Source organism: Microbispora sp. ZYX-F-249, assembly GCF_039649665.1.
In the GTDB taxonomy this organism is placed as follows: domain Bacteria; phylum Actinomycetota; class Actinomycetes; order Streptosporangiales; family Streptosporangiaceae; genus Microbispora; species Microbispora maris.
Genome location: NZ_JBDJAW010000070.1, coordinates 1 through 21441 on the forward strand (window position 1 = coordinate 1; position 21441 = coordinate 21441).

The 21441-nt window shown below is 65.7% G+C and carries 18 protein-coding genes and 1 tRNA gene; 9 read left to right on the plus strand and 10 right to left on the minus strand.

From position 1 onward, the window contains the following. Positions 1-227: 227 nt before the first annotated feature. Both AAH991_RS38330 and aceE read right to left on the minus strand, forming a co-directional pair. Positions 228-2120 (minus strand): serine protease, encoded by a 1893-nt coding sequence (locus AAH991_RS38330; protein ID WP_346230866.1) that lies wholly within the window; start codon positions 2118-2120, stop codon positions 228-230. Positions 2121-2336: 216 nt separating this feature from the next. Further along, complete coding sequence (aceE, locus tag AAH991_RS38335; protein ID WP_507185160.1) at positions 2337-5036, minus strand: pyruvate dehydrogenase (acetyl-transferring), homodimeric type; 2700 nt, start codon at positions 5034-5036, stop codon at positions 2337-2339. 641 nt (positions 5037-5677) lie between these two features. On the opposite strand from aceE, the gene AAH991_RS38340 reads away from it, so the two are divergent. The 7 genes from AAH991_RS38340 to AAH991_RS38370 all read left to right on the plus strand — a co-directional run bounded on the left by AAH991_RS38340 (position 5678) and on the right by AAH991_RS38370 (position 8827). Continuing rightward, positions 5678-5872, plus strand: a complete 195-nt coding sequence (locus tag AAH991_RS38340) for a DUF1918 domain-containing protein (RefSeq protein WP_030505662.1) — start codon at positions 5678-5680, stop codon at positions 5870-5872. Between the two features lie 10 nt (positions 5873-5882). Then, entirely contained in the window at positions 5883-6290 is a 408-nt protein-coding gene (locus AAH991_RS38345) for a YjbQ family protein (protein WP_169979858.1), read from the plus strand. A gap of 141 nt (positions 6291-6431) precedes the next feature. After that, positions 6432-6860 carry a DUF3052 domain-containing protein gene (locus AAH991_RS38350; protein WP_084370137.1) on the plus strand — a complete coding sequence of 143 codons (429 nt, stop codon included), beginning with the start codon at positions 6432-6434 and terminating at the stop codon, positions 6858-6860. Positions 6861-6933: 73 nt separating this feature from the next. Continuing rightward, the gene (locus tag AAH991_RS38355; protein WP_346230868.1) at positions 6934-7389 is read left to right on the plus strand and encodes a peroxiredoxin; all 456 of its coding nucleotides are present in this window, start codon (positions 6934-6936) and stop codon (positions 7387-7389) included. 71 nt (positions 7390-7460) lie between these two features. Beyond that, complete coding sequence (locus tag AAH991_RS38360) at positions 7461-7787, plus strand: hypothetical protein (protein WP_169979862.1); 327 nt, start codon at positions 7461-7463, stop codon at positions 7785-7787. Continuing rightward, complete coding sequence (locus tag AAH991_RS38365; RefSeq protein ID WP_346230869.1) at positions 7784-8740, plus strand: ROK family protein; 957 nt, start codon at positions 7784-7786, stop codon at positions 8738-8740. Before AAH991_RS38360 ends, AAH991_RS38365 begins: the two co-directional genes overlap by 4 nt. A gap of 15 nt (positions 8741-8755) precedes the next feature. Continuing rightward, positions 8756-8827, plus strand: a tRNA-Val gene (locus AAH991_RS38370). Between the two features lie 59 nt (positions 8828-8886). On the opposite strand, the gene AAH991_RS38375 is transcribed toward AAH991_RS38370, so the two are convergent. Genes AAH991_RS38375 through AAH991_RS38385 form a run of 3 tightly spaced genes read right to left on the minus strand, consistent with a single transcriptional unit; the run spans position 8887 to position 11704 of the window. Further along, a complete protein-coding gene (locus AAH991_RS38375; protein ID WP_346230870.1) occupies positions 8887-10044 on the minus strand; it encodes a tyrosine-type recombinase/integrase in 1158 nt (385 codons plus the stop codon). Then, positions 10041-10247, minus strand: coding sequence for a helix-turn-helix domain-containing protein (locus AAH991_RS38380; RefSeq protein ID WP_147942865.1), 207 nt, complete (start codon positions 10245-10247; stop codon positions 10041-10043). Before AAH991_RS38380 ends, AAH991_RS38375 begins: the two co-directional genes overlap by 4 nt. Then, entirely contained in the window at positions 10244-11704 is a 1461-nt protein-coding gene (locus AAH991_RS38385; RefSeq protein WP_346230871.1) for a replication initiator, read from the minus strand. Before AAH991_RS38385 ends, AAH991_RS38380 begins: the two co-directional genes overlap by 4 nt. Before the next feature lie 111 nt (positions 11705-11815). Here AAH991_RS38385 and AAH991_RS38390 point away from each other — a divergent pair, with 111 nt between their 5' ends. Together AAH991_RS38390 and AAH991_RS38395 are read left to right on the plus strand one after the other, a co-directional pair. Continuing rightward, on the plus strand, positions 11816-12685 hold the full coding sequence (locus AAH991_RS38390; RefSeq protein WP_346230872.1) for a GntR family transcriptional regulator: 870 nt from the start codon (positions 11816-11818) through the stop codon (positions 12683-12685). A 1105-nt stretch (positions 12686-13790) separates the two neighbouring features. Beyond that, positions 13791-14654: a hypothetical protein gene (locus AAH991_RS38395; protein WP_346230873.1), complete on the plus strand. Its 864-nt coding sequence runs from the start codon at positions 13791-13793 to the stop codon at positions 14652-14654. An 849-nt stretch (positions 14655-15503) separates the two neighbouring features. Here the strand turns inward: AAH991_RS38395 and AAH991_RS38400 are convergent. The 5 genes from AAH991_RS38400 to AAH991_RS38420 all read right to left on the minus strand — a co-directional run bounded on the left by AAH991_RS38400 (position 15504) and on the right by AAH991_RS38420 (position 21264). Continuing rightward, positions 15504-16673, minus strand: coding sequence for a helix-turn-helix domain-containing protein (locus tag AAH991_RS38400; RefSeq protein ID WP_346230874.1), 1170 nt, complete (start codon positions 16671-16673; stop codon positions 15504-15506). A gap of 95 nt (positions 16674-16768) precedes the next feature. After that, entirely contained in the window at positions 16769-19000 is a 2232-nt protein-coding gene (locus AAH991_RS38405; RefSeq protein WP_346230875.1) for a hypothetical protein, read from the minus strand. Positions 19001-19535: 535 nt separating this feature from the next. Continuing rightward, positions 19536-19889: a tyrosine-type recombinase/integrase gene (locus AAH991_RS38410; RefSeq protein ID WP_346230876.1), complete on the minus strand. Its 354-nt coding sequence runs from the start codon at positions 19887-19889 to the stop codon at positions 19536-19538. Between the two features lie 675 nt (positions 19890-20564). Continuing rightward, positions 20565-20894, minus strand: coding sequence for a helix-turn-helix domain-containing protein (locus AAH991_RS38415; RefSeq protein WP_346230877.1), 330 nt, complete (start codon positions 20892-20894; stop codon positions 20565-20567). Beyond that, positions 20878-21264: a type II toxin-antitoxin system RelE/ParE family toxin gene (locus AAH991_RS38420; protein WP_346230878.1), complete on the minus strand. Its 387-nt coding sequence runs from the start codon at positions 21262-21264 to the stop codon at positions 20878-20880. Before AAH991_RS38420 ends, AAH991_RS38415 begins: the two co-directional genes overlap by 17 nt. Between the last annotated feature and the right edge of the window lie 177 nt (positions 21265-21441).

Genomic DNA, 21441 nt, shown 5'->3' on the forward strand with positions numbered 1-21441 from the left:
CGGCATGCCCTCACCCCCACGTCCCGCCGGGGCGGCGTGCCCCCCGGGGCCTGTCCGTCGATCGGCCCGGCGGAGGGCTGCACGGGGTCCTGCGGGGCCCGCCGCGGGCCCAGGGGACGCGACACAAGGGCCGGGCGCACCATCAGGTGCGCCCGGCCCTTGTGGTTCGCGGGTGTTCGCTTGAGGGGGATGCGCGGGAGGGTGGGGGCCACCCTCCCGCCCGGCCGTCACGCCTCCGGCTGACGGTGCTGAAGCTGGCGGCGCAGCTCGGCGATCTCCCGCTCCAGGTCGGCGACGTCCGGCGCGCCGGCGTCGGCCGGGGCCTGGCCCGGTGCGGCGTGCGGCCGCTGCCGGCCGTAGGGCGCGGGACGCACGTACTGCGTCGCTCCGTCGGGCCGCTGCGGGTCGTAGCCCGCGCCCGGCCGCTGCCGGTCGTGGCCGTCCGGGCGCTGCTCGTAGCCGTCCGGGCGCTGCTCGTAGCCGCCGGGGCGCGGCGCCTCGTAGCCTCCGGCCGTCCGCGCCGGCCCGCCGGCCGGCGGCAGGCTCTGCGGCTGCCAGCCCTGGGGCAGCACCTGGCCGTTCACCGGCTGCCGGTCGTAGCCGCCGCCGACCTGGGCCGGGTAACCGCCGCCGGAGTTCGGCCCGGGATAGGGGCCGCCGTACGCGGGCGAGGGCGCGTGGCCCTGCGGGGAGGCGGGATCCTTCTTGCGCCTGCGCATGAGGAGCAGCAGCAGGAGGCCGCCGCCGACCAGGATCAGCACACCGGCGCCGACGGCGACCCACACCCACATCGGCTGCGGGGTCTCGTCCTTGCCCGAGGAGATCGCCTGCTGGGAGTCGGTGATGTACTTGGCGACGTACGGGTGACTCGGGAACAGCGCCTGGACCTCGCGGAACTTCGGCAGCGCGTCCTTGTAGTGCCGCTGGAAGAAGTCGTCGAGCGCCTCGTTGTACTTCGTCGTGGTCAGCGACGCGGAGGGCCTGACGTTCTTCTCGTTGAGCTTCTCCTTGATGATCGAGACCGGGAGCACGAAGCTCTCGTTCTCCGACGCCTCGCCGTTCTCGCTCACGGTGCCGGCGATGAGCATGCCGACGACCTTGCCCGCCCGGCTGAACACCGGACCACCGGAGTTGCCGTGGTAGGAGGGCGCCTGCGTCTGGATGTACGGCACGCCTTCCTGCGTGCTGCGCTTGGCGTTGTACGGCCCCTCGGTGAGCGCGGGGTCGAGCTTGGACTCGACGCTGAACCAGGGCGTGTTGGTCACCAGGCCGGGGAAGCCGCTGATGTAGAGCGTGTCACCGGTCTGCACGTCGGCGTCCTCGCCGAGCGGCACGGTCGGCAGGTTCTGCTGACCGTTGACCTTGAGCAGGGCGAAGTCCTTGCCCGGGTAGCTCTCACCGACCGAGACCAGCTCGGCCGGGACCTCCTTGGCCGTCTTGTCGACACCGCCGCCGGGCAGGCTCTGCAGGACCGACAGGCTCTTCTGCAGGCCGCGGATCTCCAGGTGGGTGCTGTTGAAGGTGACGTAGATCTGCTGGACGAGCTCGATCATCTCCTTGTCGGCCTCGAAGTTCCGCAGGGCGTTGATCATGTCCTTCGCGTCCTGCTTGTTGAACTTCTCCAGCGCCTGCTGCGCGAAGGTCTGCGACAGCTCCTGGTCGCTCATCTGCACGCAGTGCGCGCCGGTGACCATGTAGCCGTCGGGAGTGACCCACCAGCCCGTGCACATGCCGCCGACCTGGGCCTTGACCGTGCGCTCCGGGCCGACCGGCTGAAGGTACCGGTCGACGTCGGACGCCACGCGCTGGAAGAGGAACTTGGCGATGCTCCGCTCGTCGGAGGGGATCTTGCCGGCGAGCACGGCCTGCGTGGCCTCGTTGGTCAGCTGGTCCCACGCGGCCTCCTTGGCCTGGCTGCTCGGGACGACGACCTCGCCGGAGTAGGTGATGCTGGTGAGCTGCACGGCCGGGTGGGTGCGAGCGGCCAGCCGGGTGCCGACGGGGACCTCGTCCCCGGTGTCCGCCGAAGCGGGAGCGGCGGTGACGAGCAGGGCGAAAGCCGCGATCGCGGCCATCCCCCCGGTCAGTCTGCCGAAGTATTTCCTGAGATTTCCATCCACGGCAGCAAGCGTGATGGAACGGTCTTGTTTCTTGCTTGGAGGTGGCTTGGGACGGGCGGGTACCGCAGTGCAAGTCCTCTTCGCGAGCCGCTCACGTGCGGTGGGACGCGATCGGCGAGGGCCTTCCGGTGGAGGTCCCGTGGGCGCGGGGCGCCGAAGGTGCGGGAAACGACGGCGGCCCCCGCCGGAGCGGGGGCCGCCGGACGGATCCGCGGGTCAGACGCCCATCGACTGGGTGTCGTTGGTCTCCCGGGTCTGCTGGGCCGACACCTCGGTCACCCCGTTCTTGAGGTGGTAGCGGGCGACGGCCTCCTGCAGGACCTCGGCCTTGACCTCGCCGCGCCGCACGAGCTGGGTCAGCACCGCCAGCGTGATCGAGGCCGCGTCCACGTGGAAGTGGCGGCGCAGCGCCGAGCGCGTGTCCGACAGGCCGAAGCCGTCGGTCCCGAGCGAGGACCAGTCACCCGGCACCCACTGGGCGATCTGGTCCGGGACGGCGCGCATGTAGTCGCTGACGCCCACGAACGGCCCCGCCACGCCCGACAGCTTGCTGGTCACGTACGGCACGCGCTGCTCGGCGTCGGGGTTGAGCAGGTTGTGCTCCTCGGCGGTGAGGGCGTCCCTGCGCAGCTCGCTCCAGGAGGTGGCCGACCAGACCGAGGCCGACACCCCCCAGTCCTCCGCCAGCATCCGCTGCGCCTCCAGCGCCCACGGGCCGGCGACGCCGGACACCAGGATGTTCGCCTTCGGCCCGTCGCCCGTCGCCGGGGCGTAGAGGTAGAGACCCTTGAGGATGCCCTCGACGTCCACGTTCTCCGGCTCGGCCGGCTGCGGGTAGGGCTCGTTGTAGACGGTCAGGTAGTAGAAGATGTCTTCGGGGTGCTCCCCGTACATCCTCCGCAGGCCGTCCTTGACGATGTGCGCGATCTCGAACGCCCACGCCGGGTCGTACGCCACGGCGGCGGGGTTGGTCGAGGCGATCAGCGGGGTGTGGCCGTCCTCGTGCTGCAGGCCCTCGCCGTTCAGCGTGGTGCGGCCGGCGGTGGCGCCGAGCAGGAAGCCGCGGCCCATCTGGTCGCCCAGCTGCCACATCTGGTCGGCGGTCCGCTGGAACCCGAACATCGAGTAGAAGATGTAGACCGGGATCATGTGCTCGCCGTGCGTGGCGTACGACGTGCCCGCCGCGAGGACCGAACCCATCGAGCCGGCCTCGCTGATGCCCTCGTGCAGGATCTGACCCTCGGTCGACTCCTTGTACGACAGCAGCAGCTCGCGGTCGACCGCCTCGTACGTCTGCCCATGGGGCGAGTAGATCTTGGCGGTCGGGAACATCGCGTCCACACCGAACGTGCGGGCCTCGTCCGGGATGATCGGCACGAACCTGGCGCCGATCTCCTTGTCGCGCATGAGGTCCTTGAGCAGGCGGACGAACGCCATGGTCGTGGCGACGTTCTGCTTGCCCGAACCCTTGCGCAGGCCGGAGTAGACGGGGTCGCCGGGGAGCTTGAGCGGCTTGGCGCGTACTACCCGCTTGGGCAGGTAGCCGCCGAGCGCCGCCCGGCGCTCCTTCATGTAGGCGATCTCGTCGTTGTCCTCGCCCGGGTGGAAGTAGGGCGGGAGGTCGGCCTCGAGGTCCTTGTCCGGGATGGGCAGGTAGAGCCGGTCGCGGAACTCCTTGAGCTCGGCCTTGCTCATCTTCTTCATCTGGTGCGTGGCGTTGCGCGCCTCGAAGTCCTTGCCGAGCGTCCAGCCCTTGATCGTCTGGGCCAGGATGACGGTCGGCTGGCCGACGTGCTCGCGGGCCGCCTTGAACGCGGCGTACACCTTGCGGTAGTCGTGGCCGCCGCGCGACAGCTTGCGGATGTCGTCGTCGGTCATGTGCTCGACCATCTTGCGCAGGCGCGGGTCGCCGCCGAAGAAGTTCTCCCGGATGTACGCGCCCGACTCGACCGAGTAGGTCTGGAACTGCCCGTCGGGCGTGGTGTTCATCTGGTTGACCAGCACGCCGTCGACGTCGGCCGCCAGCAGCGGGTCCCAGTCACGGCCCCAGACGACCTTGATGACGTTCCAGCCGGCGCCGCGGAAGTACGACTCCAGCTCCTGGATGATCTTGCCGTTGCCGCGCACCGGGCCGTCGAGCCGCTGCAGGTTGCAGTTGATGACGAAGGTGAGGTTGTCGAGCTCCTCGCGCGCGGCCACGCCGATGGCGCCGAGCGACTCGGGCTCGTCCATCTCGCCGTCGCCGAGGAAGCACCAGACGTGGCTGCGGCTGGTGTCCTTGATCTGGCGGCTGAGCAGGTAGCGGTTGAACCGCGCCTGGTAGATGGCGCCGAGCGGGCCGAGGCCCATCGACACCGTGGGGAACTCCCAGAAGTCCGGCATCAGCCGCGGGTGCGGGTAGGACGGCAGGCCCTTGATCCCGTGGGACAGCTCCTGGCGGAACGCGTCGAGCTGAGCCGCGTCGAGACGGCCCTCCAGGAAGGCGCGGGCGTAGATGCCCGGGGCCGCGTGGCCCTGGATGAAGATCTGGTCGCCCGACTCCCCGTGGTCCTTGCCGCGGAAGAAGTGGTTGAAGCCCACCTCGTAGAGCGAGGCCGCGGACGCGTAGGTGGCGATGTGGCCGCCGACGTTGGTCCGCGCGTTGGCACGGGTGACCATGACCGCCGCGTTCCAGCGGATGTAGGCCCGGATGCGGCGCTCGACGTACTCGTCCCCGGGGAACCAGGGTTCACGCTCCGGGGGAATGGTGTTGATGTAGTCCGTGCTCCGCAGGCCGGGCACGCCGACCTGGTGTTCGCGGGCGCGCTCGAGCAGCCGGAGCATCAGGTAGCGGGCCCGGGTGCGGCCCTCGGTCTTGATGACGTTGTCGAGCGATTCGAGCCATTCGTTGGTCTCGCTCGGATCGACATCAGGCAACTGGCTGGGTAGGCCGTCACTGATGATCGAAAAACGCTGGCGTCCGGAAGCCACTGGGTCTCGCCTTCCGAGATGGACTTTGTCTCGTCGAGTCTGTTACGTCTGTGTTGCCTGCTGCGATGCGGTGAGCACTTGATCGCGGCGTTGCGGGTCGTCTTCCATCCTGTCTCGTCATACCGGAAAGCGCATCTCTACTCCCCGGTAACCGGACCGTCCGCGCTGGCTGCGGGGTAGGTCTTGGCCTAGACCACCGATGGTAGGACGATTTTTACTCACCATCCATTCCCGGTCACCGCCGGGGGCACCCCAACGGCCATCGGCGCCACATCGTGCCTGGTCGGAGCCTCCCTACCCGGTCTGCTCCCGGCCTACCCGGCAGGCGTGGCGGATTCCCCGCGACGGCGGGGACGGCGCCGTCCGGGAGCGCTCCCGCCGCCGTCTCCGGAACCATCCGCACCGCGCGTCGCCCGTCTCCGGCGGCGTTCACGGGACCCGGATACGCGCCGGGCCGCGCTCCAGCCGGGGGCCTCGCGGCTGCGTAACGTTTTGGTATGAGTTGTCCCTCCCTCTGTGGAGGGGAGGGTTTCTGCTCTTTCCAGGTGGCGATAGCCGTACCAGGCTCTGGAGAGAGGGGGATCGAGATGCACGCAACGGTAGGGGACCGGCTGGTGGTGCACGGCGCGGTAGTGGGCGACCACGAGAAGCACGGTGTCATCGTCGAGGTCCGCGGCCCGGAGGGCGGCCCGCCGTTCCTGGTGAAGTACGAGGACGGGCACGAGGCGCTCGTCTTCCCCGGTCCGGACGCCGTCGTCCTCCCAGCTCAGCGCGAATCGTAATATCGCGGATGTGAAATCGACGGTGATCGAGGTACGGACCGGCGCGCGGGAACGCGTGCACGACATGACGAAGGAGTGCGCCGATTTCGCGCGCGAGTGCGGGGGAGACGGGCTGCTGCACGTCTTCGTCCCGCACGCGACGGCGGGCGTGGCACTGCTGGAGCTCGGCTCCGGCAGCGACGAGGACCTGCTCGCCGCTCTGGGCGACCTGCTGCCGGCGGACGACCGGTGGCGGCATGCGCACGGCTCCCGTGGGCACGGGAGGTCGCATGTCATGCCCGCCTTCATTCCGCCGTACGCCACCGTTCCCGTCCTCGGAGGCAGGCTGGCGCTGGGGACCTGGCAGTCGGTCGCCCTGATCGACCTCAACGTCGACAACCCCGACAGGCGTGTACGTTTGTCGTTTTTGACCGATTAAGAGATAACGGTGCGGGTCACCCGCCGTGGCGACCGTTGACGACTACGGGTCGCAGCGTGTGGACTGTGCCGAAGCATGGCTCTCAACGAGCCAGGACAACCGCAGACATGGGCGGGGTCACCCCAAGCAGGAGGGATGAACGTGAGCGCGACCGCGGGTCAGGCGCAGGACGAGCGCGGCCTGGCCGAACGACTCGGCCTCAAAGCCGGTCAGGTGGTGCAGGAGGTCGGCTGGGACGAGGACTGCGACGAGGCGCTGCGCCAGTCCATCGAGGAGCTGACCGGCAACGAGCTGGTGGACGAGGACTACGACGACGTCGTCGACGTGGTGCTGCTCTGGTGGCGTGACGGCGACGGCGACCTCTTTGACGCCCTGAGCGACGCGATGACCGCTCTCGCCGACGGAGGCCAGATCTGGCTGCTGACCCCCAAGGCGGGGCGTGACGGCCACGTGGAGCCCAGCGACATCGGTGAGGACGCGGCGACCGCGGGCCTGTCGCAGACGAGCAGCGTGAGCGCCGCCAGGGACTGGTCGGGCACGAGGCTCGTCGCCCCGAAGGCCCGCCGCTGAGAATTGCCCTGCCGTACGGCCCGGGGATGCCGTACGGCAGGATGATGGGCGGACACCTGGGGAGGGACTGCTCATGGCGATAGAGGTCGGGCAGCGGGCTCCGGATTTCGCGCTCAAGGACCAGCACGGTGTTCCCGTGCGTCTTTCCGGCCTGCGGGGCAGGACGGTCCTGCTCGTCTTCTATCCCCTGTCCTTCAGCCCCGTCTGCCACGGCGAGCTCGCGGCGATCCGCGACGAGCTGGCCGGCTCCCTGCCTCCGCATGTCCAGTTGCTGGCGGTGTCGGTCGACTCGATGTTCAGCCAGCGTGCCTGGGCCGACCAGGAGGGCTTCTCGTTTCCCCTGTTGTCGGATTTCTGGCCCCACGGTGAGGTCGCCCGGGCGTACGGTGTCCTCGACGAGGACAGGGGACTCGCGCTCCGGGGCACGTTCGTCATCGACGGCGAAGGCGTCGTCCGCTGGAAGGTCGTCAACCCGATCGGTTCCGCACGCGATCTCGATGAGTACCGCAAGGCGCTCGCGGAAATCTGATCGTTTCATTGCCCGTCCCCGGGCACTGACATATCCGATTCCGACTCCGACTCGCCCCATTGGAGGCCACGATGCCCTGCTACAGGTGCGGGGCCCGGCAGACCGACCCCGTCCGCGGCGCCAGCCCCTGGAAGCGCGCGGTGCGCCACGAGGCGCAGGTCCTCGTCTGCCCGGACTGCCAGCGTGTGCACGACCTCGATCTCGACACGTGCGCCTCATGCGGCTCGATCGCGCTGATCTGCCGCCTGGGGGAGATCGAGTGCCGTTCCTGCGGGGAGGTGCGGCTCGCCCGCGACGGTGAGCCGCTCGTCACGGCCGGCCCGCCGGGTCCGGCCCGCATGCCCGGCCTCGCCGCGGAGGTGGAGGCGGCCCTCGACAGGGTGCTGGGCCGATCGTGACGTACGTCGTCGCGCTGGATGTGGGGGGCACCTCCATGAAGGGCGGCCTCGTCACCCGCGGCGGCGAGGTCACCGTCCTCGCCGGGCGCCCCACAGGGCGCGAGAACGGTCCGGACGCGGTGGTGGAGGCCGTGCGCGCCTACGTCGGCGAGATCGCCGGCCTCGGCCGTTCCCGGTACGGCACCGAGCCCGCCGGGGTGGGCCTGGCCGTCCCGGGCATCGTCACCGCGTCCACCGCCGTCTACTCGGCCAACATCGGCTGGCGCGACGTGCCCGCCGAGGCGTTCACGCCTCCCGGCGTCCCGGCGCGGCTCGGCCACGACGTCCGTACGGGCGGCCTGGCCGAGAGCGTCTTCGGCGCGGGGCGCGACGTCGCCGACTTCCTCTTCCTGCCCATCGGCACCGGCATCGCGGGCGCGGTGGTGCTCCGCGGCGAGCCGTACGGCGGTGCGCACGGCTGGGGCGGCGAGATCGGGCACGCGTCCGTCTGGCCGGCGGGGGAGAAGTGCGCCTGCGGGCAGATCGGCTGCCTGGAGACCTACGCCTCCGCCTCGGCCGTCGCCCGGCGCTTCACGGCCCGCTCCGGCCGTACGGCGACGGCGAAGGAGGTCGTCGAGCTCGCGTCCGAGGGAGACCCGGTGGCGGCCGAGGTGTTCGGCGAGGCGATCGAGGCCCTGGCCATCGCCCTCGCGTCGTACGTGCTCGTGCTCGACCCGGCCCTGATCGTGATCGGCGGCGGCCTGGCGGAGGCCGGTCCGGCCCTGTTCGAGCCGCTGCGGGAGCGGCTGGCCGGTCGTCTGGCCTTCAAGGAGCCCCCGCCCCTGCGTCCGGCCGCCCTGGGTCCCCTGGCGGGCATGCTCGGCGCGGCGCTCCTCGGCTGGCAGGCGGCGGGCGAGCAGGACGCGGGCGCCGACTGGTCGCTCGATGTGCTGAGAGGCGGGTCGGTGTCGTAAGGTGTAGTCCGGTCCGGGCGGTTAGCTCAGCGGTAGAGCACTCGCCTTACAAGCGAGGGGTCACTGGTTCGAACCCAGTACCGCCCACCTGGTGAAACGGCGTGTCGCCGATCTTGTTTTCGCGGACCGAGTGACTATCTGAGTGACTATGCCTCGAAGAGGCTGTCCATCTTCTCCGCGCCCTGCATGAGCACCGGGCGGATCTGCTTGCGATAGACGGTCTCGGTGACCACCGTGTTGCGGTGGCCGACGAGGCGGGAGATGTCCTCGATCGGGACGCCGGAGTCCGACAGCAGCGACACGAAGCTGTGCCGCATCTCGCGCGGCGACCAGTCCTTGCCGGGGAGATCGGCGTCATCGAGGATCTTGCGGAAGTCGCGCCGTACGTTGTGCGCGGTGAGCGCCGTTCCGGTCTTGGTGCAGAAGACGAGATCGGACCCAGTGGAGGTCTGCTTGTCGGCCAGCACGTGAAGGGCGTCGACGCAGAGGCGGGGCAGCTTGAGGGATCGGCGAGACTTGACGGTCTTGGTGTCGCCCTTCTGCCGTACGGAGCGCCAGACGTGGATCGCGAACTCCTCGTGGTCCCAGCCGGCCTCGTCAACGGGCAACCACGCCTGCCGCTCTTCGTCGTACGCGACGACATGCGACCAGGTGAGCGCGCGAAGCTCCTCGGTCCGAGCGCCGATCAGCAGCGAGAGCACGATGTACGCCCGCATGCGTGGGCTGGCCTTGGCCGCCTCGTCGAGGATGGCCTGAGCCTGCGCCAGGGTGAGCGCCTTGGAGGGACGACCGGCGCGTCCTTCGGGGATCTCGCAGAGATCGACGACGTTCCGTTTCACTTTGTCGCGGCGCATGGCGCTCTTGACCGCGCGGTTCAGGATGCCGTGGATCAGCTTGAGCGAGCGTGTGCTGAGTTCTCCCTTCTTGCTGGCCAGCCAGGAGTCCACGTCCTCCACGGACAGGTCACGCAGCTTGCGCGCGCCGAGCGCCGGGAGGATGTGGGTCTCCGCGAACGTGGTGTACATCCGGACTGTGCTGGGGGACCGGCCACCCAGGCCGTGAGCGAGCCAGTAGGTGACAGCGTCGCTCACGGTGTAGTTGGTCGGGGCGATGGCCAGCCCGTCTTCATGGTCACGGATGATCTCTTTGAGCTTGGCCTTGGCTTCGGTCTTGGTCTTGCCGCTGGCCTTCTTCACGATGCGCTTCCCCGCAGGGGAGTAGCCCAGGGTCACCGAGGCGATCCAGCGTTGCCGCTGTTCGTCCCAGTGCAGGCCGCCGTCTCCTTTGCTGCGTCGGACGGTCATGATGCCTTCCTTGCCTCCTTTTCGAGCAGACGGATGTAGTCGTCGATGGCCGAGGCCGGGATGAGCCGGGTACGGCCCTGGCGGACGGAGCGGAGTCGCCCCGAGCGGATGAGTTCGTAGATGACGCTGCGGCTGAGACTGAGCAGGCGCATCGCGTCGGGGATGCGGTAGAGCCGCCGATCGGCGGATGGGGGTGGGGTCATCCGCCCTCGCGCTCCGCCCTGATGGCGCGGGCGGTCTGGACACTCTGACGGATGTGCTCGGCCATGATCGCCTCACCAGGCGTGTGGCCGATCCCGGCCAGGCGCCAGTGGCCGAGGACGAGCGTGGTCGCGTCGCCGAGGGCGGGCAGCCCGTGGCGTTCGCGTGCTTCGGCAGCTCGGTGCTGGGCGCGAGCGCCGCGCAGGTCGCCGAGCTTGAGGGAGTAGGCGCGGCTCTTGCTGGAGAAGTGACCCCGGAAGCCGAGCATGTGAGCCCAGGGTCGCAGGCGCAGGGCGGCGAACTCCGGGCGTCCGCCGAGGTCCCAGCAGGTGCGGATCATGCGCCGGGCGTGGTCGGTGACCGGCAGTGCGTCCAGGTGGAGCCCGGCTTTGAGGCCGGTTCCGTGGCAGCGCCCGCAGGTAGCAGTCAGCGTGATCCGCCCACGACCGCCGCAGGCCGGGCACGACACGCGGTGATCGACGGTGCCGGAGGCTTCCGCGCCTTTGGTGGCGTACTTGGCGATGTAGCCGGCCACTGCCCGTTCGCTGACTCCTTCCGCTTTCTCGTCAAGGAGGATGGGCCGGATGTCGAGCTGGTCGCCCCAGGTCAGCTCCCACTGTCCGAGTTCGCTTTCGGGTGAGGAGAGACGGACACGGGCGACCGCAGGTGGGACCGCCCGTACGAGCAGGTCGTGATCGGCCCATGCGGGAGGGGGTTCAAGGGCTCCTGCTGGGCCGTCGAGACGAATGACCGCGTGGAAGTGGACGAGGCCGCGCCGCTGATACTCGGCGACCTTGGCGAACGAGACGCGCACCTCCTTGCCGAAGGCGCGGCGGCTCATTCCCGTCTGTGCGGCCAGTTCTTGCCGCATGGCCAGGGTGAAGCGGTGCCACAACGCGCCCGCGTGTGCCTGCCAGAGGACGGCCCCGATGTAGTCGTAGCAGTCCGGGCAGATGGGCTGTCCGAGCCGGTCATCCCGCGGCTCATGCCGAGCATGGCAGCCGACCGGCCGCCCGTGCTCGCACACCTTGTCACGCCGCCGGGGACGACAGGCACGTCCGTCCCGGTGGAAGTGGACCGGGCCGAAGGACGGCGCGGTCAGGGTGACGAAAGCCCGCGGATGGGAGCTGACCGTCTCCGGAACTCCCTTGCCACCTGACAGACCAGCGCGGATCAGGTGGAAGGTGTCGGCCCGGTAAACCTCCGAGCAGGCCGGGCACACCGAGGCGCGCCGGTTGCCGCAAGCGATGAGCAGGCGACCGCCCGGCTCGTCGGCTGTCGTGTAGCAGTGCAGGACCTCGCCGGTGCCCGCGTCCACGATGGCCGACTCGCCGGCCAGGTGGATGGGGTGGGCACAGCCGCCCGTCGCGGCCACCATCGAGCGCCACCGGTCATAGCCTGGTGCGTTGATGACCCGAACGAGGTCGGTCATCCAATCGTGTTCGTCGTTCGCGCTCATGATCGGTACCTCCCTCCTGCCGTAGGACTACTTGTAGTACATGCTGACGTGCGTTGCTGGTGCTCGTCAACCTGTAGTACAAGTTGTGCTGAGAGAAGTAGGAGGGATCGTATGGAGACCGAGGAGAAGGATCCGCGCTGGCGCGTCATCGCCACCGACCTACGCGCCGCCATCCTCGATGGCCGTTATCCGCCTGGCGGTGCGCTGCCAAGCGAGCCCGAGCTGGTCAGGAAGTACGAGGTCTCCCGCCCCACGGTTCGTAAAGCCATCGACACTCTCGTCTCCGAGGGCCTGGCCTACGTCATGCGCGGACGTGGCTCGTTCGTGCGCCCCATGCCCGAGCGGCGCGCCATCATCATCACGGACCGGAACCGGCCGGACCTGGCCGCGCCCGGCAACCATCCCGACGTGCAGGAGTTCGGCTGGGACCTGGCCATGAAGGACGTCGAGCCGGAGGCCCCGCTGTTCACCGACGAGAAGATCAGCGCGAACCGAGACGTCGCCATCTTGCTCGGCGTCCGGCCTGGACACCCGGTAATCCATCGCCGGAGCATGTGGCACCGCGGCCACACCGCTCGAATCCACGGCGCGTCAGCCCGGTTGGAGATCAACTCCTACACGAACGCCGACATGCTTCCCGAGTGGGACGACCCGAAGAGGTACCACCAGTTCCGCGAGCGCCCCGGCTTCTTCTATCAGTCACTCACGCGTGAGCACGGCCCCGTCCGGTGGATGACTCTGACGACGGCGCGCATCGCATACGAGGATGAACGGGCGCTGCTGGGGCTGGACTACGCCGAGGCCTTGCTGATCATCCGGCGCACAATGGCCCACGCCAACGGCCGTCCGATCGAGGTCACCGAGGTCAAGGCCCCCGCCAACCGCTACGAAATCGGCTATCACATCGAACTCGCCGACGACCCCGACGCAGACCTCACCCCGCAGGAGCTCAGCGACAACGGCATCGACCTCGTGATCTAGAGGTCCGGGGCCGCACGTTGCTCCCTGACGACGCCGCTGACATGATCCGTCGCATGCTTGCGCACACATGGCTGAACACCGCTGATCAGTTCGTGCCAGGTGTTGAGTTGTTTCGTTCGGACCGTGGCTTCGCCGTCTGGGCGTACACCGTGAGTCACAGCCAGCTTTTGCTACGAACACGGACCGCCTACAACGGCGGCGAGCACCAGTCCCGCATCGATATCGTCTTCAAGCCGGTTATGGCAATGAAGCTCAGAGCTGAGTACCACGGTCTGGTGATTCGCTGCGCAACGCAGGGACAGGCTGACCGGATTCACGCGGAACACGGCGGCACCGATCGTGAGGCACGTTGCCTGATGCTGGAGACTGGCGAGGATCAGGACTATGTCGTGACCTACGCGGTTGGCTGGATCGAAGACGAGGGAACCGAACGAGACCCTAGCCCGCTCGCAGGGTTTGCCCGGGCTCTGATCCGAGCCGCATCCTGGGGTAGCGCCCGTCCAAGTCCGGATCTTGCCCTTTCGGGTGGCTCAGAGTTTCTTTACTGGTTCAAGGCGGCCCGCCTGCGGCGGCCCGCTCGCGCGCTGGGCGGCCAGCCGGCCGGGCATGCGGCTCTCCGGCCGGTCCCGGCCGGCGCCGCCCCGCGCCCCCAGCACAGGCGGCGCATGACCGAGATGAAGCGGACCACTACAAGGACAACCGCGACGCCAACTGCCGCGAGCACCCGGAAGGTCCGTAGCCAAGCCGAGGTCCTTTCTTGCCTCCGGCGGGGTCTCCGGCCCCGAGGTGATCAGCCCTCGGAAGCCGGAGTTCGTGGGTGCCTGGGGCCTGATCGCCTCGCCCGCCATCGACCCAGGCGAGCCCAGCGCACCGGCTCCTCCGGCTCAAGGCCGGCCGTGACCGATGGCATCCGATGACCGAGGAACCGCGACCAGGTTGACGTACACGCGAGGCCAGCCTTGCCCCTCCGTCCCCAGCCCGCTGCCGCTCCGCGGTGGGTCGACGGCGAACGAGGAGATCAGGTGGCAGCCTGAGAGATGTCACGCTTTTGACAAGAAGCGTCGATTGGCCAACGTTCGTCTCGGTCCATGAGCACAATGGCCACATGGAGTGGTGGAAACTTGGCCTGGAATACACCAAGGTACTTTTCTCGTGGCCGCTCATCCTATTCCTGATTGTCTTCTTGCTGAGAAAACCGATAGGTGAATTCCTGCTCAAGAGGAACTTCGAGGCCGAAGGCGCTGGAATGCGTGTTCGAGTTGGGAGTGCCGAAGCCGCAGCAGGGGAAGCCCTTGGGTATGCTGCACAAATATCAAAAGCCGACGTCGGGGATTCTACTTACGCCGAGACAGATGGTAGCCCGCGCAGAGAAGCCGAGCGGCGTAGGGCAATGGAGCAAGTACTTGCCGAGGGGGCACGGCTAGGATGGGAGTGGGCCCAGTCGGGCCAGGATAAGCCACCGGCCGTGGTAGTGCACTGGAATGCGGACGGCACTCCTCGTGTCCTTGCTCTACCGCGCTCAACTGTCCTGGATGAAGAAGTGCGCGCATCCAGGGCGTCCAACACGTATTTCCACATGCTCATGGCGAATCTTCAGGTCGCTTATCCGGGGCTCGCCGTCATTGCCGAAAATATAGATCACGAAGGACCGGAGGGGATGATACGTATTGGCGAATTCGCCGCAGATCTGCTTGTCGAGTATCACGAGTTGCCAAGCAAGAAGCTCTCCGTAGACCAGGTAAAGCGTGCTCATAGTGTATGTGTTGGGCGCATTTTACCCACGTTACTAGTGACCAATTTAGAGGTTCCAAATGAAACTTTCAAGGTTTTGCAGCGGCTTAATGCGACGGCTCGCTCGAGGCTCTATGTCACGTCATGGAGAGATCCATCGCAGAACGAGGAGCTTAAGCAAGTCGTTGAGCTGATGATCTCGGACACCTTTCGGAATCCACTGCGGAACGAAGGCTGACGGGGGACGTTAGCCATCGAGAAATACTGTCGGTTATCGTCCACTAACCTGATCGGGTGTCTCAATAATCTGCTGATAGAGCTATCGTTGATTAGTGCGCATGCAATCGGAGTTAACGCGCTTCGCCGCATAGCAAGGCGGCCCATATGTCGCGGGCCTGCAAGAGTGGCCAGCGGTAGGTTTCCTTGATCTCATGTTCAGGCTCGCACTGAAGTGTGCTGCGGATGAAGGCTTGGCCGCCAGTCTGGCATAGCTCGTAGATTGTCGCCCGGCAGTCGCAAGTCCAAGCCAGAACACGGGCACGGCCGCACCTGTAGAACGGGTCATGCCAAGCCAACTTGATGTGCCCTCGCTGAGCCAAGGGCACATGCGGAGCCAGACACTCGTCGGAATCGATCATGGTGTGCTGTTCGTCAGCAGGGCGGACAGCGGATGATGCTGGCGGAGATCCTTGTAGCGGACGGCGATTCGGCGAGCGGTGGTTACCGGGTCGTCGACTGGACCGAACGCGTAGACCCACCGCTGCGTGCGGGCGGACTTACGTCCCGACCACCAGCGGTAGCACCGGCCATCCGTCCAGACAACCAGTTCGACCCACACAGAAACCAGGGCGAGCCCATATCCCTCGTGGACATCAGTCCGTATGCCGAGAGCCGCCAATTCATCGCTCAGTCGCTCAGCGGCTAGCGATGGCGTTGTGGGCGTTTTCCTTCTCGTGTCAATGGGATGGAATCCCGTCGTAGCCGGATGCATGCTGCAACGCTATGAGCGGCCACAATAGCCTGGAAGTGCGATTTCGTGTCACTTCCCGATGCCCGCAAATGGAAGTGCCACGAGCGGTGTCGCCAGTCAGTAATCAAGCCGCACAAAGTCCGCGAAGTCGCGCATTTCGCTGGTGAGCGTGCGGCGCCTGCCGATAATTCCCTTGAGGATGTCTCGGGCGTATCGCTGGTTGGTCAACCACTCCGGGGCGTCACGTCGAACGCCTTGCAAGATGTCGAAGGCCTCGCTGTGCCGGTGCATCCGGCGGTGTGCCTCGGCCACGTCGAGGAGATGACGGTTCCGATTGTTGGATGTGGGCCGCAGGTCCGTAACCGGAATCGTCTGCGAGAGCTGGAGGACCTTGTCTGGCCGGTCCTCGATCATGGAGTTCTCCACGCGCTTCATCGCGACGGTGATCGGGCCGAAGGTGCGCAAGAAGTCTTCATCCGGCGTCAAGTCGCGTCCCATGGCGACGGCCGCGGTTCGGGCAAGACGGATCGTGTCGTCCGCCTCGCCGGGCCGGTTGTCGCGGATGGCGGCTGCCGAGGAGCGAAGCAGTAGCCAGCCCCAGGCGGATAGCTGATGCGGTGTCGCACGAGAGATACGCGGCTCAACGTCGTCGGCCCACTGCGTCGCCATCTGGCGAGCTTCGTTGAGTCGCCCCTGGCGTAGGAGCAGCCAGCAATGCGTGCTGACCGTCGCCGCTGCGTCCAGGGGATCGTTCATGTCGTCCATGGCCCGCGACAGCGCGAACTCGGCCTCGTCGAACTGGCGGGTCTGGGTCATCAGCCAGCCGACAAGGTGCAGCAGCCTGCCTCGTACGTGGCGCGCCGACAGGTCCGCGTCCACCAGTGCATCGGCGTCCCGAAGCATCACCGGCAGCATGGCCGCGATCTGCGAATAGCGGTCCTGCTTCCACAGCGGCATCGACGCTTCCAGAGCGGAGCCCAGTCCTTCTCGGGTCGGCGCCTCTAAGGACGGACCTTCGAGGCCGTAAAGCGCCCGCCGTACCGGCCCCCACAGGTCGAGAGTCTGCTCGTCGGCTGGCTCCGCGTCGTGTCGGATCATCAGCGAGGTTGTCGGCACCTTGAGGGCCACCGCTATTTTGCGCAGCGTTTCCAGCCGCACATCCCTCCGGGCGTCCTGCTCAAGCTTGCGGATGAGCGAGGCGGACACGCCGGCGAGCTCGGCGAGGCCCTGCTGAGTCAGGCCCCGGCGCTTCCGGACGCTGCGGATACGTTCGCCTATCGCGGCCACGAAGTCCATGTTATGAGATGCCTGCCGTTGCGCGGCTGTTGCCGGCGAGCATGTTGCTGTAATGCCAGCTCGTCCGATGAAGTGCACCAAGCAGCTCAGACGGCTCCACCGTCCTTGGCGCTTTCCAAGTTGCTTGAGATCGCGGCAAGAACTTCCGATTCTACGTACGCGATGCCGCCCTCTGCAATCTGCCCCTGTGTAGAACGCATTGAATTCAGGGCGTCCCGTATCTTCCTTCGAAGGACGCGAGGAGGTAGATTTGCATTTTCCTTTCTGATTCGCTCCACAGTCTGAAGAATCTGAGGCGAAACCCCCTCGAGAAACGATATGTCGTTAACCAGTGGGAGTTGCTTTGAGCTCTCCTTCGACAGCTGTCTGCGTAGTGGTCCGATCTCGAGATAGCGCAGTAGGAAATCCGGACTCATTACTGGCGGAGAGGGAATGGTGCCGAGTATCTGGCCCTGCAGCATCTTATGAATCCTATAGGCTACTCCATCCAAAGTTAGCCACCAAGAGTTGTAGCCCCATGAGCTCCGATTTTCTGCCCTCCTGAGTTGCACTATACCCAGATAGCACTCCACATCATGGGCAACTAAACGCCGTACTGACTCCGGGTTGAAGGTGCGCGCGCTCCTAGACTTTGTCTTAGCTTCGGCCCAAATCTCTTGTACTGCTCCACGCAGAGTGACGTCCGCGCTCTCCGCATCCGAGCGAAGGTCGTGAAGTCGGATGCCGTGGACTTCTTCGAGATATTCTCGCACGTCATCTTCGGGCTGCGCGTCTCCCCGGAAATTCTCTATCCAGCCCGCAAGCGTATCAACCGTGCTGCCAGAGAGAGCGTGGGCTACAGCCAGGAAGGGTACTTCTCCGTCCCATGTTCTGCCCTGCGATATGGTCCGTGCGTAGGCCATTGAACGCCGCATATGCATGGATAGTTCTTCGATGATGCCGCTCGTCACTCTTAGAGCTAGCCCTGCTTCTCTAGTCGCTCGCAACAGTTCTGTGTAGTGCCTGAGCTCCGGGTCGACTAGTTCTTCAGCTATTACCGGAAGCAGCATATTAGAGTCTATCCAGATGCGCCCATGACTGAAAAGCTTAACTACGGTCTTTTGAACATCTGGGGTTGCCCGCAAGAGCGAGAAGAGCGTGTAAGAGTCTACCCATCGCTGCAGATAACGATGTGCCGCATCACCCGGAGAGACAAGCGCAGACCTCACGGCCTCGATGATGGCGGACCTATGGTTGGCAATTATTTCGCGAGGGGAGGCTGTCGTGAATTCTTGCGAGAGCAGTGACTCGACTTGCGTTGTTGTGACGTCGGTTATCTGCCCCCCGGTGAGTGCGCTAGCAAATGCCTCTCCCTTCTCAAGTAGAAGGCGGTCGATCAAGGAAGCCATAAGATCGCAAACTACCTGCGCTTTTGCTGAATCCATCTCCGTGATCTCGGGAGCGATAGATGTGAGCTCAGCCAAAAGCTCTGCATGGTATGCGCTTTTGTCCAACTCTAGGTTGGATAGCCGATCCTTGATGCGTGACGTCTCTTCATAAGACAAGCAGAACTCATCTGCCTGCTTGTGGTGCTTGATCACGGACTTGCTCAGCCTTGAGAGAGAGCTATCCACGTATCGTTCGAGGTCCGACTGTGTCGGGATCATCTGTCTGATCGCCGCGTGCACTTCTGCGCGGTGCATCCGATGAGAACTGTCGGTGTTGCGTAGTGCGGCGCGAACAAGGGAGTCATAGCAGATCTTGGTAAGACCTTTGTCGCGGCTCTCATCGGCATACTGAATCGCGAGAAAGACGGCTGCCGTCCGTTCTTCCTCGGTCGACATGCTGGGGGCTTGACTGCTGATAACTTCGTGGCTTGCTAGAAGTGGATCTACCTTTAGGCGTGCGAGTTCTTCGGCGGCCTCCTCGCGCTGAGGATGCGTGTTGAGCCGGTCAAGGAACCAGTGCCTATCCCAGATATCCAGAGACAGCGCGTAATCTCGGCGGAGCTCTCGACGGAGGTCGTCCGCGCGAATACCAATCTCTTCGGATGTAACGTATATAAGTTGTATAGCGCTAGGGGTGGTACTCTTGATTCGCTTCGCGGTTCTCCTTATTTTGTCGGCCGCATACTTAGTCACTGAATACTGGAGAACGACCCTTTCGTCGTCGAGGGGTATGTACAGTACTGCGTCCTTTCCTCCGTCCCCAGAGGTTGCGGCGACTGTTCGCAGTGTCCCTAGCTCCACTGCTGCGAAGGCGGATGCAAGTCGCTCAAACAGCACGCCATCATTCGCTTCAAGCCGTTCCAGAGCTAGAGCAAAACGCTCGCGTTTCACGTTGACCTGTCTTATCGTGGGATGCTCCTGTATGTACAGGTCAATATGGCATCTATGGGCAGCCTGGGCAAGAAGCTCTGCCGGTGATGACTCACAATCTTGAACCCCTAAAGACGACGTTGAGCCAGATCCGCTGGACGAATAGTCGGAAACCGTAGGCTGTCGGGCAAATCGGGCATCTGTTTGACTTGGAGGATATTCCCAGCTGACCTGGTACTTGTCGGTCTTGTTCAACTGCGGCTTGACTCGTGTCCGCGCCTGTTCGGCTGGGCCTTGGTCAGTCAGGTGTTGCTGAGTGACTATCTGGGTGACAATCGCCATGGACGAGCCCGGACGGCGGTGGACGACGACGGACCGTACGCCCAGGTCAGGGCGGGTTCCGATGCTGGTCCCGCCCTTTCCTGGGTTGACTTACAAGCGAGGGGTCACTGGTTCGAACCCAGTACCGCCCACCAGCGAAAAGAGCCCCGTCTCCCATCAGGGAAAACGGGGCTCGTGCCATTGACGTGCCATCAGCGAACGCAACCGATCTTGTTCAGTGAGCACTCGCCTTGGTCGGTAGGACCTGTGTGATCTTGCCGTTCATGACGTCGGCGATCTTGTGGTCTGTCTCCGCCGTACGGTGCTGGTAGATCATCGCGGCGCGCACGCTGTCATGTCCCATGCGTGCCATCAGGTCGCGGAGGGAAGCGCCGGCACTGGCCGCGATCGTGTTTCCGGTGTGGCGGAGATCGTGAAAGTGGAGCCCAGTGACGCCGAGCTTGCGTGTTGTCTCGCTCCACTTGGCGGCCCGTCGGAAGTTGCTCCGCCTCAGGATGCCGCCGTTCGCCCCGGTGAAGACGAGCGCGGTCGGTTCGGACTCGGTGAACTGGTCAAGGCGGCGGCGCACCGCGCCGCCGCACCCCCGCGCCGTCCTCCCCGCGCTGCGCGTGCGGCCCGGGGGCCGTTCTCGCGCGGGGGACGCGCGGACCGCCGCGCACCCGCCGCGCCGTAACAAGGCACTGCGCCGACCGCCGGCACGCCACCGCCGGATTTACCACTCAGCCGCTCCGACGTGATCTGATAGTCGGGATCTTGGAGGGGCTGACCATCATGACCAGATCGAGTAGACACATTCTCGCTGCCCCCGCAGCTCTGTTGACCCTGATGGTCATCGCAGCATCCGCACCTCACGTGTCCTGGGTGTCGAGCGCGGAATACGAAGCCGTATGCCACCCCTACGCGCGCAACGAAGAATGGGACCTTAAACGCAGCGGAGAGTGGAACCGGCCATTGGACATCCACAGGCTTCCACCGACCAAGCTGCGAAACATCGTTCTCTGCAGGACGATCCCTTAACCCGTGGCAGTTCATTGCGCCTCCGGCGTGGGCCTCAGCTCCGAGATGATCGCGACGAGCACGAGCGCCGGGTCCGTAGTGGCTGAGGTGGGCCTGATCGTCCCGCCTGCCGCGACCCAGGCAGAGCCCAGCAGCCCGACTCCTCCAGCTCAAGCCCGTCCCTTACCGTTGGCGTCTGGTGATCGATGAAGGGTGGCCGGTTGAGATACACGCGAGGACGGGCTTGTCAGGCGACCTTGACGGAATGAGAGCCGACGCTGATCGTCACCTGAAGGTGTCCTCCCAGGGCGTTCGCGTAGGCGCGAAGGGTTTCTATTTCCATAACCTCAGGATCGCCGTTCTCGATTTGTGAGACACGGGATTGCGAAATGCCCAGGGCGGCGGCAATATCGGCCTGAGTCTTCCCTAGTGCCTTACGCAGTTCCTTCAGATGATGTCCGGCCACGTACGCATCCAGCTCAGCATCGGCTGCGACCTGCCGGGCAGGATCGGCCAACTCCGGATGACGGCGGTGCGCCTCCGCCTTGACTTCGCGCCAGCTACGAGCAGGGCTCATCTCGATCTTCCTTCGCCTTGTCTGCGCGGTATTGGGCGTAGCGTTGCTTGGCCAGAGGGATTGCCTCGTGGTACCAGCGCGACCATCGTCCCGCCTTGTCTCCGGCTACCAGAAGGATGGCTTCCCTCTCCGGGTCGAAAACGAACACGATCCGGATCTCTGAGCGGCCTCGGGAGCCGGGGCGCAACTCCTTCAAATTGTTCAGGTCGTCGTCCTCCAAGGTGTCCACGAGTGGGCGGCCCAAAGCCGGACCGACCTCAGCCAGCCGGTCGATGGCCCGTTCGACCAAGGTCGCGGTGTGAGGGTCGGTCTCGCAGAGCTTGAGGAACCAGTCCTCGACCGGTTCGAGCAGTACGACGTTCCAGGCCACGTCTTGAATATAACCCCTGACTTCTACTTCTGTCAGGCTACTGCACGGGTCCCTGCACTGCAGACCAGGGCTGGCAAGTGGGGCTTGCCGAGAGCCTCGTGCGCCTCTCAGTACGGGCTACGCCGACAGTGACTGAGTGACTATCTGGGTGACAATCGCCGTGGACGAGCCTGGACG

Coding starts and splice junctions, on each gene's coding strand:
- AAH991_RS38340 (WP_030505662.1), top strand. CDS start 5,678: ATGCACGCAACGGTAGGGGACCGGCTGGTGGTGCACGGCGCGGTAGTG.
- AAH991_RS38355 (WP_346230868.1), top strand. CDS start 6,934: ATGGCGATAGAGGTCGGGCAGCGGGCTCCGGATTTCGCGCTCAAGGAC.
- AAH991_RS38360 (WP_169979862.1), top strand. CDS start 7,461: ATGCCCTGCTACAGGTGCGGGGCCCGGCAGACCGACCCCGTCCGCGGC.
- AAH991_RS38375 (WP_346230870.1), bottom strand. CDS start 10,044: ATGACCGTCCGACGCAGCAAAGGAGACGGCGGCCTGCACTGGGACGAA.
- AAH991_RS38380 (WP_147942865.1), bottom strand. CDS start 10,247: ATGACCCCACCCCCATCCGCCGATCGGCGGCTCTACCGCATCCCCGAC.
- AAH991_RS38385 (WP_346230871.1), bottom strand. CDS start 11,704: ATGAGCGCGAACGACGAACACGATTGGATGACCGACCTCGTTCGGGTC.
- AAH991_RS38390 (WP_346230872.1), top strand. CDS start 11,816: ATGGAGACCGAGGAGAAGGATCCGCGCTGGCGCGTCATCGCCACCGAC.
- AAH991_RS38395 (WP_346230873.1), top strand. CDS start 13,791: ATGGAGTGGTGGAAACTTGGCCTGGAATACACCAAGGTACTTTTCTCG.
- AAH991_RS38415 (WP_346230877.1), bottom strand. CDS start 20,894: ATGAGCCCTGCTCGTAGCTGGCGCGAAGTCAAGGCGGAGGCGCACCGC.